This is a genomic window from Streptomyces viridosporus, assembly GCF_002078235.1.
Classification (GTDB): domain Bacteria; phylum Actinomycetota; class Actinomycetes; order Streptomycetales; family Streptomycetaceae; genus Streptomyces; species Streptomyces viridosporus.
This window is the reverse complement of the sequence record NZ_MSGP01000260.1, coordinates 1-10,863: the sequence shown is the minus strand read 5'-3', so window position 1 is coordinate 10,863 and position 10,863 is coordinate 1. Positions and strand designations below refer to the sequence as shown.

The window sequence follows — 10,863 nt, the reverse complement described above, 5'->3', positions numbered from 1 at the left end:
TTCTGCCCTCCGGTCCGGGCACTGCCCGGACCGGAGGGCAGAACACGGCGGGAGGTGGCGCGCGGTCTGCGCGCCGGTGTGCTCGCCGCCGCCCTGACTCCGGTGCTCACCGCCTTCCGCTTCCCGGCCGGGGGCGCCCCGCGCGACACCGGCTTCGACACGACCTATCGCGGCCGCTGCATCCGGGGCGTCCGGATGCCCGCCCGGAACGCGTTCGAGGGCGAGCGGTGGCACGTCACCGTCGACGGCCGCCCCCTGCACCTGATGCGCCGTGCCGACGGCACCTGGCTGAGCACGGTCGACCACTACAGCTCGCACCGGACACCGCTCGAGGCCACCCGCGCCGCCGTCGACGCCCTCGCCCCCGGCCAGCGGCTGCGCGATCACCAGGGAGGTCCGCATGGCGTACGTGCGTAAGGACGCCGCCACGCTCACGAGCGGCGAGAAGCGCCGGTTCGTCAACGCGCTGCTGGAGGTCAAACGGCGGGGTGAGTACGACGAGTTCGTGCGGATGCACCTCGCGTACTACGCCCCCGACGGCGAGCGCGGACTACGCACCGCGCACATGGCGCCCTCCTTCCTGCCCTGGCACCGCCGGCTCCTGCTCGATCTGGAGAGTGCCCTGCGCCGGGTGGACGACTCGGTGACCCTTCCGTACTGGGACTGGACCCGCGACCGCACGACCACCTCCGTCCCCTGGACGGAGGACCTCCTCGGGGGCAACGGGCGCAGCTCCGACAACCGGGTGATGACCGGCCCGTTCGCCCACCGGCAGGGCAACTGGGCCATCAGGGTGGGCGTGACCGACGAGGAGTTCCTCACCCGGGACCTCGGCCGCCGGAGCGCCCCGTTCGACCTGCCCACCGAGCGTGATCTGGAATGGGCGCTGAGGGACCCCGTCTACGACGTGGCGCCCTGGGACTCGACGGTCACGGAGGGCTTCCGCAACAAGCTGGAGGGCTGGGGCACCGGCCAGGGCAGCGCCTCGTGGCGCAACCACAACCGCGTTCACCGCTGGATCGGCGGAGTCATGCTCGGCGCCGCCTCGGTCAACGACCCCGTCTTCTGGCTGCACCACGCCTTCGTCGACCTGCAGTGGTACCGCTGGCAGCGTCGGCACGGCGGGGCCCGCTACCTCCCCGCGGCACCGCCGGGCTCCGGCAACGCGCAGCACGGCCGTGTCGTGGCACGCCACGAGAAGCTGCCGCCGTGGGACGTGACGCCGAACGAGCTGGAGGACGTGGGCCAGATCTACCGCTACGGGTAGGTGACACGGGCACACAGGAAGAGCCCCGGCGCCCCGCGCGCCGGGGCTCTCGCCCCGATGCGGCGGACGTCGGCGGCCGTGGCCCTCGTGGCGCCCCCGGCGGCTGCCGTTCACGCGGGCGCCGCCGCCCGGGGACCTGCCGCACCGCGCCCTCGTGTTCAGCCATTCGGCACATACCCAAAGACACCGTGACCTGCATCTTCACGAAAGATCTACGCATCAGGGCGTTTTGGCTGTCATAAGCCGCACGCATCGCTTAAGTTACCTACTGTCAGTGACCGGCCCATAACGGGCTGTGTCCACTCGAGAACGGAGAGGTAATGCGCAAGTTCCAGAAGGCTGCTGTTGTCGTTGCCATGCTCGGCAGTGTCGGCTTCCTCGGTGCGGGCGTCAGCCACGCCGGTGACAAGCCGTCGTTCGAGCTGAACAACGAGCAGACCGTGACCTGTGTGCAGGACAACTCGGTCCAGTCGCTCATCTCCATCGACGACGTCAACGCGGGCGTCGGCGCCCTGCTCGGCCTCGGCAACGCGGAGAACACCGAGACCAACGCCGTGGCTTGCACCAACGCTCTCGGCATCGGCTGACGACCACTGCCAAGTGGTCTGGGCAGGTCCCGGGGCGCGGATCCACGTGTCCGCGCTCCGGGCCTGCCCGGCTCGTCGGTCGGTTCGGGATTGTTGAGGAAAAGGTAGATGTTCAAGTCGAAGAAGATCGCGGCGGCGGTGGCGGGGGTCCTGGGTGGCTTCGCCCTGATCGGCGCCGGCGCCCTCCAGGCCGTCGGTGCCGAGGGTTCCGGCGAGTGCACCGAGGACGTCAGGGGCAATGTCCGCTGCGTGCAGGTGAACGAGCAGCGGATCACGCGCGGCGAGGACGGAAAGGTCCACCTCGACCAGACGACGTCGCAGGACTGCTCCGGCTCGGGCGGCGAACTCTCCTGCGTGAGCAGCGTCGTGCTCGGCGACAGGGAGTCCTGACAGTACGGGAGGGGCGTGGTGGCGCTGTCGCCTGATCACCGAACTGCCGGATTGCCGGATTACCGGGCCGATTTTATGAATGTGCGACAGCACTGCAAAGTGTCTTTTTCTCCATGTAAACGCGATTCAGCGTTTCACCTATCAATTGACGCAAAGGCCACCTAAATTCGGTGGCTGTCAGCGACCAATCCGCAACGGATTGTGTCTACACGAGAATGGAGAGGTAATGCGCAAGTACCAGAAGGCCGCCGTCGTGATGGCCATGCTCGGCAGCGTCGGCTTCCTCGGTGCCGGTGTCAGCCACGCCGGTGACAAGCCGTCGGCGAAGCTCGACAACGAGCAGACCGCGACCTGCGTCCAGGACAACTCGGTCCAGTCGCTCGTTGCCGTCGACGACGTCAACCTGGCGCTCGCCATCCTGGGTCTCGCCAACGCGGAGAACACCGAGACCAACGTGGTGGCCTGCGGCAACGCCCTCGGCGTCGGCGGCCGATGACCACCGTCAGGTGATCTGGACAGGTCCCGGGGCGCGAACCCACGTGTTCGCACCCCGGGACCTGTCGGCTCGTCGGTCGGTTCGGGATTGTTGAGGAAAAGGTAGATGTTCAAGTCGAAGAAGATCGCAGTGGTGGCGGGAGTTCTGGGGAGCTTCGCCCTGATCGGTGCCGGCGCCGTCCAGGCCGTCGGTGCCGAGGGTTCCGGCGAATGCGCCGAGGACAGCAAGGGCAACGTTCGCTGCGTGGACGTGAACGAGCATGAGTTCACGTCCGACAAGTACGGCAAGGTCCGCGTCGCCAACAACATGTCGCAGACCTGTTCCGGATCGGGCGTGGAGGTTTCCTGCGCGAACAGCGTCGTCGTCGGTGATAAGAAGTCCTGACGTCTCCGTCGGCCGAGGCGCCGTTGTTCACGGCGGTACCTCTCGCGCCGCACCGTCCGTACACACAGGTATGGCCGGGACCCGGTATCGGGCCCCGGCCATTTCTGGTTGTCATCGGCATACGGCCGGGACGGGCCCGGCACACAGTGACTCGACGGCGTTGCAGTACGGCAGGTCGTCGATGGGGCGGTCGGTGCAGAAGCGGCCGATCAGGTCCGAGGACTCCAGCCTGCGTTCGACGGTGACCAGGTGGTCCGCCTCCTTGACGGTGGTGAACCGCGCCGCGGGCATCGCCGTGGCGAGTTCACGGCCCATCTGCGGGGTGCAGAGGGTGTCGTACTCCCCCGTGAACACCAGGGACGGCACGTCGGGGATCGGCAGGGGCCGGTAACAGCCGTGCGTCAGCAGCCGCGTGTTGTGCTCGACCGCCTTCCTGATCTCGTCCGGCGTCTGGTTCAGGAACTGCTGCTGGAGGAGGCGTGCCACGGCCGCGTGCTTGCGGACCTGTCCGGCCTCCGGGTTGCACATGAACAGCCGCACCAGTCCGACGGCGGCCTCGCCGATCTCACCGCGCTCGAGTGCCCGGGACAGACGGGGCACGGCGTCGGTGTAGATCTCGGGAAGACGCTTCGCCGCGCCACAGAAGATGATGCGCCGGACGAATTCGGGGTGGAGCTGTGCGAAGCGGAGACCGACGACTTCACCGAAGCAGCCCCCGAACAGGTTCACCTGCGGCATGCCGATGCTCACCAGCATGTGCCTGACCGCGGCGGCGAGGAAGTCCATGCCGTACCGGGCGGGCAGGAAGTCCGAGCTGCCGTAACCGGGGAGATCCACGGTGACCAGCGTGCACAGCGGTGACAGCCATTTCTCGTGGCCCTGCCAGGAGAACCTGTTCTGGGACGAGCCTCCGAGCAGTACCAGCGGGACGGTCTGCGGAGCGCTCTGGTGGACGATGCGGCACGTGTACGTGAAGCCTTCGAAGGTGAGGCTCCGCTCCTCGACCTGCTCGGGCGCAGGTGGGGCGGAGGCATGGCGGTATGCGTCCGGTGCGTCCTGGGGGATGGTGGCGGTAGTGCGCATGAACGACTCCGGGGCAGGGAGAACGACGAGGAACCCGTTCATGATTGCCGACAACACCGTTTTTGGGGTGGAACCACTCATTTGTGGGCGATCCCGTCGGATCCGCCACCGGCCTGAACCCGGCGGCGGAGCCTTCCCCCGGAGCGGAAAAGGACCAACGTTTCTGCCGGTCACTGGTGTTGTGCCCCCGACAGGACTCGAACCTGCGGACAAGTGCTCGGGAGGCGCTGGGTGGAAACATCGGCTCACGCCCTCTGACCTCGGGTTCTCCGGCCAACGGCTGCGGATGCGCGGTGACTTCGACACGCGTTCGACGGACGGGCAGGTGTCGTATGCCGGCTGAAGCCACCCGCACCGGGTACCCGTCCGAGCATGCTCGCTCCAGTGGCCTACCGCTCGTACCACGGCGCGACGACCGTGTGGGCGTTCGTGGTCGCCCTTCTCATCGTGCTGGTGGCGGGTTGGTACCTCCGGCGCCGGAGGTAGGCGCGCCACCCGCAGACCTGCTTCTCAGGAACTGACCTGCCGCTGTGGACGGTTGGCGAGGAACGAACTGCGGCTCCTCCCGTGGACGGGGCCGAAGGACAAGCCCTGCTACCTGAACACCGACGACAGGGGCGGCCGCATGTCCCGCCCGGCGGACAACATCGAGGCGGTGCAGCTGTGGATGTCAGCTGCCTTCTGGTCTGTAGCTTTGTGAAGATCGGTCATCGGGCGGCAAGGAAGCTGCGGGGTGGTCTGTGCCGGGCGGGGCTGGGCGCTGAGAATTGTGGAGGTTGCGGCACTTCGCTGCCGTACCGGAAGATCGCCCGGTGTCCCGTCTGATAGGCCCGCATACTGCCGACCCATGCCCCCGCTGTTCCGACGAAGCGGTCCGCCTGGGCACACCGCCCTCCGCCGCCGAGCCCGACGCCGTCGGCTACACCTGCGACCGCTGTGGACACGCCTGGTCCCGGCAGGTGGAAGCCGACCTGGAGATCCACGACACCGTACGGGCGGACCTCCCCCAAGCGACGCTGTACGGCAACGTCTGGCAACTGGAGGACGACCGCGTCCTGATCCGGGGAGCGGGCGGCGACGGGCATCGGTGGGTCGAACGCTGGAGAGTCATCCCTTACTGACCTTCTCCTGCTTCCGCCTCAACCGACGACAGTCGACCCGGAGGGTGGGCAAGCCGTCCGACCAGGTGCGTGTGTGCCTTGCTGCGCCCCGTCCGGTCCCAGCCACGCTGCCGTGCCGTCGCCCAGAGCAAGCCCGCGACCGCCAGGCCCGCGGCAAGAACGCGAGAGCCCTCAGCTTGGAAAGCTGCGATCATTCGCTGTTGTTGGCCGCGGCCCAGTCTCCGACCCGGCTGTCCTTCTTCGTGGTCAGATGCGGGGAGAAGTCGTCGAGCAGGATCGCGATGCGGATGTCCGGCGGGTAGAGGGTGCGCAGGCAGCGGCAGAACTCCAGGAACCTCGTCCGGTTCTTCTTCGGTTCGATGTGGCCGTAGAGCTTGTCCTTGCCGAGGTCGTAGGCGGCGAGCAGGTGCCTGACCCCGTGCGGACGGGTGTGGGTCGCCCGCCTGCGGGGCCTCGGCTCCCGGTCGGGGCCCTTGTGCCGTCCTCCGCGCTCGGCCCACTGTCGACCGGGGTGGGGCTGGAGGTTGAGTAGGCCGAACTCATCCAGTTATAAGACGATTTCGGGTTCACTGTGGTCGGGTATGACTTCGCCGTCGGCGATCGAGTAGAGGTGCTCGACGCGTACTTTCCCGGCGGCGTAGTCGGGATCGCGGGAGGTCTTCCAGGTCTTCATGCGTTGAAACGACACGCCCTCCTCGCGGAGCAGGACCCGAAGGCCCTCGTGGCTGATGTCGTCGACCGCCCCTCGGCAACCAGGAAGTCGGCCGGCTTGGCCAGGCTCCAGGTCGAGAACGGCAGACCGTGCTCGGCCGACCTGGACTTGGCGATCTTCTTGGTCTCGCGCCGCTCGGGCGGGGTGAGTGTCCTGGATCGATCTCGCGAACGCGTACTCGCTCAGCCACCGGCACGGCTTCCCTGCCGCGCGCTGCCGACGAGTGTCATTCCGTCGGCGTGCCGATCCGAAGCCGGTTGCCGTCAGGGTCGCGCAGCTCAATCTCGCGCGCCCACGGAGCGTCCTTCACCTGCACACCGAACTCCGAGGCGATGGCCTCGACATCACGCATGCGGAGGTAGACCAACGTGTCGGGACGGGCGTCTTCCTTGTGCTCCGACAAGAACAACCGCACCCCGCCCCGGGCGACCTCGACGAACGCGGGAAGCTCCGGTTCGAAGCGGTGCTCCCACTGCTTGGCGAAGCCCAGCCGCTCGTACCACGCGACCGCCGCCGCAGCGTCCTCGACGCGAAGAATGGGGATGACTTCCTCCTCCATGGAGCCATCGTCGCAGACCGCCCGGGGCGAACATTGCCTGATGCGGCACTAGCTCCCTTGGGAGACGACGTCTCTGCCCCAACGACAGTCGAAAACCAACACGCTTTCCAAGTCCGTTGGTGAGCTTGGAGGCTGCGAACGGGATGGAAGAATCACCGTCAGGTGATCAATGGGATCCTGTTCCGGACCGTCTGAGCGGCGACAGGGTGTACTCCTCACGCCGCAGCCGCGGCTACCTGCGGCGTCGGCAGATCAAACACACCATTCCGGAGCCGACCAACCAACAGGCCAACCGCAGGCGCCGAGGTGGCGCGGGTGGCCGGCCCGCCGGCTTCGGCAGCACCCGTCACTCTTGCCGCGATCAGGCCGGGGCTACGTTCCTGAACACCGGGTAGCTCTCACTCGCCGGGATCGTTCGGATGCCTGCCCTCCCTGGGGACCCCGAGCAAACCGAGCGCGGTCAGTACGGTGACGCACAACGTCATCCAGCCGATGAAGGCGCCGCCGCCGTACAGCACCGCACCGGCTACCTGGGCCCCTGTCTCGTGCGAAAGCACGCCCGCCACCACCGCGGCCAGCAGCGACGACACGAAAGACAAGGTCACAAGAAGCACCTGAACAGGAAATGTCGGCCTCACCAGTCGATCCCCTTCCACCAGGGTGGTCGACCAGTCGGCGGGCAGCCTCAGCTCGACCACCGCTTGCGATGGCCTGCTGAGGCTCCGCGACGATTGGAGACTCGTCTTGCTCATTTCCAGTTGAGCCCGGAGCACTGTCCCCCATCGGACACGTCGCCAGTGCTCTGCAGCTCTCGGTGGAACAGGGAGGAGCCTAGCGGGGGTCGTTCAAGGTCACCACCACTCGAACTCGCTGGGGCAGTGGCGGGCGCATGGGGCACCGGTGGCATCCGGGTCGTGCCGCCTCGGACATGGATCCGTTTCGATGCCGCTGAACAGAGGAGGTGCTGGTGGCGGGCCGGACTCACGACGTCGGCCTTCTTCGGCACGGGGTGGGCGGTCGGGCTCTCTGCATCGGCTGCTGAGCGAGGGTGGTGGGTCGGCGGCGTCGCCGTCCTCTGCTCGCTCACACTCCTCTCCATGGTTCACCAAGTGAACGGTGCGACGCTCCTCACGACCGAGGGCATGGAGTTGCACACCCTTTTCCGTTGCAGATCGGTGCCCTGGGGCGAGGTTGCGGGGATCGAGGAGCGTTGTCTTCCAACGCGGAGTGGTACGTGGTCGGAGGTGCGTGTCGTCCGAGTTCGCGGAAGGGCACTCACGGTCCCGGGGACTCTCACCGCCCGGACGTACGACCCGAAATTCGAGGCGGAGTTGGCGATGATCCGGCAGTACAGGGCTCACGCAGCCGACAGTTGACATCGCATCAGGTGGTTGACCGGGTGAACGTCGGTTGATGCGGTCCGGCCGGACGACATGAACTTGTCGCGGCTCCGCTGTCCTTGCTCTGCGAAGACAGAGGAGCCGTCCACCGGTTCCCACCTCTCCCGGCACACGGCGTCGAGGACGGCTGCAGGGCCCTTCGTCTGCCGTGTGTTCGTGCTGCCAGCCATCGTGACGACGACCGCTTGCCGGCCGCCGCCGGTGTCGGGACGGCTCCGGGGCTCGCCCGAGCGACCGTGAACGGGGCTGGACGAGACGGAAGCCGAGACGGCCGCCCCCTCACCGCGGCACCGGAGACAGCTCGCGAGTAGCTGTCGGAACCACCGCTAGGCGGTCTCGGGCCGCGTCGCACGCGCGTCCGGGGCGGGCATCTGCTCGTCCTCGAACCAGGAGATCTCGCCTTCTCCGAAGTCCGGGGGCTGGAAGGGTTGTGTCGTCGGAGGCGGTGACACTGCAGCGGAACGGCGGGATTGCCCTTCCGGGGCGGAGAACAGCGACGTCGAGTCGATGAGGGGTCTGCCTTTCGTCACAGGCCCCTGTCGGGGCCTGGTGTGCCGTGACCGGGCACAGCGGTCCTACAGCTTGGTCATCTTGGCGTACGGGCTCAAGATCCGCATCTGTGCCGAGCCGAAATCCACGAGCGCCGCGACTCCGTCTTCGATGCCGATCACCCGGCCGAGACCGTACATGTCGTGGGTGACCTGGTCACCCACGGCGAAGTGCTTGGGAGCCGGTGCGACCGGGGCCTTGAAGGGGCTGGTGGGCAGGTGACGCTTCGGTGCCGCAGGCTTTGTCATGGCTCAGTATGAGCCCATGCGCGTCCCGTTCGCTGTGGCCGTCGGCACAGAGCCGGGCGGGAGCAACCAGGTCACGTCGCTGACCTGGTGTTTTGAAGCCGGATGAGGCGAAACTCGACCGCAGGTCTCCTTGCGTGTACGACAACCGGCACACGCGCCCGACCAAGTGGCTCAACGACGGCGTACCGTCCGCCCGGGTGGCGCAGTGGGCCGGGAGCGGCGCGGCCGTGTTCCTCGCCGCGTGCGCCCGGTGCGTCGACGGGCGGCTGCCGGCTCCGAAGCAGTGGCTCGAAGCCGCGGGTGGGCTGCCGGAGGCGCCGGGCGCCGACTTGGCCCCGCTCCGGCCGAGAACGTCGACACGTATGCGACACGGCCACCCGTCGGCACGGCCACCCGCGAAAACCCGGTGACGGCCGGACAGTCCTGGAGTCCGCCCTTGATCGTCAAGAGGGTGTCCGGGGCTTCGGCGTGACGAACGGCACTGGTTCCGACCGGCGAAAAGCCCTCCCCGAGGGGAGGGCGGAGACGTGCGCCCCCGGCAGGACTCGAACCTGCGGCCAAGCGCTTAGAAGGCGCCTGCTCTATCCACTGAGCTACGGGGGCCGGGTGTGGCGGCCTGTCGTCGTGGTGCCCGGACCCGGGCCGTTCCCCGACATCGCCGGGGACAAGGATAGGGCTCCCGCATCCTTGTCCCTGTCGCCTCGCCTCCGTGGCTCGGTGTGGAGGTTCGGTGAAGCGGTCCTGATAATCGCAGGCAGGTACGAATCGTGCACCGCTTTTGGCGTCTCGCGCACCGGGTGTTGTGCACTCGTTATGCCTGGACTGCGCCTGTGCCTCAGACGTCCCCTCCGCCCCTTGTGTCCTATCGGCACGCAGACATGCTCATATGTTTCAGAATTCCCCTGAAATTGGGCATTCTTCGCATGTGGTGACCTTGGACGTACGGCCTCAGCTGCTCGACGCTCTCTCCGCCCTGCGCGACCGTGTCGCCGCCGCACGCTTCCCGCTGCCCCTGGCGGGGGCCCCACGCGCGCGTGCCAACCGCGACGAGCTGCTCGCGCAGCTCGACGACTATCTGGTGCCCCGGCTGAGAGATCCCGAAGCGCCCTTGCTGGCCGTCGTCGGAGGATCCACCGGGGCCGGGAAGTCCACCCTGGTGAACTCCCTGGTGGGGCGGCGGGTCAGCGAGGCGGGCGTGCTGCGGCCGACGACACGGACGCCGGTGCTCGTCTGCCATCCGGAGGACCACCACTGGTTCAGCGGGATGAGGGTGCTGCCCGACCTCACGCGGGTGTGGGTGCCCCGCCACCAGGAACCGTCGGAGGACCTGCTGCTCCCCGGCGAGGACCCCGCGCGCGTGCTGCGCGTCGAGACCGCCGAGACCCTGCCCCCCGGCCTGGCCCTCCTGGACGCGCCCGACATCGACTCCCTGGTGTCCGACAACCGGGTCCTCGCCGCCGAGCTCATCTGCGCCGCGGACATCTGGATCATGGTCACCACCGCCGCCCGCTACGCGGACGCCGTGCCCTGGTACATGCTGCGCACCGCCAAGGAGTACGACGTCACCCTGGTGACCGTCCTGGACCGGGTGCCCCACCAGGTGGTGGCCGAGGTGTCACGGCAGTACGGTGCCCTGCTCACCAAGGCCGGCCTCGGCCACGTACCGCGCTTCACCGTGCCCGAGCTGCCCGAGTCGGCCTGGGGCGGCGGGCTGCTGCCCGCCACCGCCGTGGCGTCGCTGCGGACCTGGCTCGTGCACCAGACGCACGATGCCGCCGCCCGGCAGCAGGTCCTGGCCCGCACCGCGTACGGCGTCCTCGACTCCCTCAACGCCCGCATGCCCGAACTGGCCGGGGCCGCCGCCGCGCAGTACGCGGCCGCGCTGCGGCTCACCTCGGCCGTCGAGGGGGCGTACGACAGCGAGCACGCGCGCGTACGGGGCCGGCTGCAGGCCGGAGCCGTGCTCTCCGGGGACGCGCTCAAGCGGTGGCGCGCCTTCCCGCTCGACTGCACCCCGGGGGAGCTCCTCGACGCCCTGGTGGAGAGCCTGAGCGCGCTGCTGCTGTG

General features: G+C 68.3%; 13 protein-coding genes, 1 tRNA gene and 2 pseudogenes. 10 read left to right on the top strand and 6 right to left on the bottom strand.

Annotation, left to right across the window (positions count from 1 at the left end):
- The 6 genes from B7L92_RS19215 to B7L92_RS19190 form a co-directional block, all read left to right on the top strand.
- On the top strand, positions 1–417 hold a 417-nt coding region (locus tag B7L92_RS19215; protein ID WP_107501536.1), incomplete at its 5' end, for a tyrosinase family oxidase copper chaperone.
- Entirely contained in the window at positions 401–1,267 is an 867-nt protein-coding gene (locus tag B7L92_RS19210; RefSeq protein ID WP_081238757.1) for a tyrosinase family protein, read from the top strand. The genes B7L92_RS19215 and B7L92_RS19210, both read left to right, overlap by 17 nt.
- A 320-nt stretch (positions 1,268–1,587) precedes the next feature.
- Positions 1,588–1,854, top strand: a complete 267-nt coding sequence (locus B7L92_RS19205) for a hypothetical protein (RefSeq protein WP_004987896.1) — start codon at positions 1,588–1,590, stop codon at positions 1,852–1,854.
- A 108-nt stretch (positions 1,855–1,962) separates the two neighbouring features.
- Complete coding sequence (locus B7L92_RS19200; protein ID WP_081238756.1) at positions 1,963–2,244, top strand: hypothetical protein; 282 nt, start codon at positions 1,963–1,965, stop codon at positions 2,242–2,244.
- Positions 2,245–2,470: 226 nt separating this feature from the next.
- Positions 2,471–2,740: a hypothetical protein gene (locus B7L92_RS19195; protein ID WP_043494947.1), complete on the top strand. Its 270-nt coding sequence runs from the start codon at positions 2,471–2,473 to the stop codon at positions 2,738–2,740.
- A 105-nt stretch (positions 2,741–2,845) separates the two neighbouring features.
- Entirely contained in the window at positions 2,846–3,124 is a 279-nt protein-coding gene (locus B7L92_RS19190) for a hypothetical protein (protein WP_081238755.1), read from the top strand.
- A 111-nt stretch (positions 3,125–3,235) separates the two neighbouring features.
- On the opposite strand, the gene B7L92_RS19185 is transcribed toward B7L92_RS19190, so the two are convergent.
- Positions 3,236–4,207, bottom strand: coding sequence for an alpha/beta fold hydrolase (locus B7L92_RS19185; protein ID WP_081238760.1), 972 nt, complete (start codon positions 4,205–4,207; stop codon positions 3,236–3,238).
- 372 nt (positions 4,208–4,579) lie between these two features.
- Here B7L92_RS19185 and B7L92_RS39570 point away from each other — a divergent pair, with 372 nt between their 5' ends.
- Positions 4,580–4,693 carry an LPXTG cell wall anchor domain-containing protein gene (locus B7L92_RS39570; protein WP_107501535.1) on the top strand — a complete coding sequence of 38 codons (114 nt, stop codon included), beginning with the start codon at positions 4,580–4,582 and terminating at the stop codon, positions 4,691–4,693.
- A 326-nt stretch (positions 4,694–5,019) separates the two neighbouring features.
- Positions 5,020–5,328, top strand: coding sequence for a zinc ribbon domain-containing protein (locus tag B7L92_RS19180; RefSeq protein ID WP_081238754.1), 309 nt, complete (start codon positions 5,020–5,022; stop codon positions 5,326–5,328).
- A gap of 193 nt (positions 5,329–5,521) precedes the next feature.
- Here B7L92_RS19180 and B7L92_RS43695 read toward each other — a convergent pair.
- Together B7L92_RS43695 and B7L92_RS19165 are read right to left on the bottom strand one after the other, a co-directional pair.
- Positions 5,522–6,201, bottom strand: a pseudogene (locus B7L92_RS43695) (COG3415 family protein); the annotation flags it as partial.
- A 65-nt stretch (positions 6,202–6,266) separates the two neighbouring features.
- Positions 6,267–6,599: a glyoxalase superfamily protein gene (locus tag B7L92_RS19165; protein ID WP_081238753.1), complete on the bottom strand. Its 333-nt coding sequence runs from the start codon at positions 6,597–6,599 to the stop codon at positions 6,267–6,269.
- 182 nt (positions 6,600–6,781) lie between these two features.
- Here B7L92_RS19165 and B7L92_RS39565 point away from each other — a divergent pair.
- Positions 6,782–6,976 (top strand): annotated as a pseudogene (locus tag B7L92_RS39565) (IS5/IS1182 family transposase); the annotation flags it as partial.
- Positions 6,977–6,997: 21 nt separating this feature from the next.
- On the opposite strand, the gene B7L92_RS19160 reads toward B7L92_RS39565, so the two are convergent.
- The 3 genes from B7L92_RS19160 to B7L92_RS19135 form a co-directional block, all read right to left on the bottom strand.
- Positions 6,998–7,297 carry a hypothetical protein gene (locus tag B7L92_RS19160; protein WP_255311034.1) on the bottom strand — a complete coding sequence of 100 codons (300 nt, stop codon included), beginning with the start codon at positions 7,295–7,297 and terminating at the stop codon, positions 6,998–7,000.
- 1,277 nt (positions 7,298–8,574) lie between these two features.
- Complete coding sequence (locus B7L92_RS19145; protein ID WP_081238750.1) at positions 8,575–8,796, bottom strand: hypothetical protein; 222 nt, start codon at positions 8,794–8,796, stop codon at positions 8,575–8,577.
- Between the two features lie 530 nt (positions 8,797–9,326).
- Positions 9,327–9,399: transfer RNA gene (locus B7L92_RS19135), tRNA-Arg, on the bottom strand.
- A gap of 322 nt (positions 9,400–9,721) precedes the next feature.
- On the opposite strand from B7L92_RS19135, the gene B7L92_RS19130 reads away from it, so the two are divergent.
- The coding region (locus tag B7L92_RS19130) for a dynamin family protein (RefSeq protein WP_081238749.1) at positions 9,722–10,863 on the top strand (1,142 nt) is incomplete at its 3' end.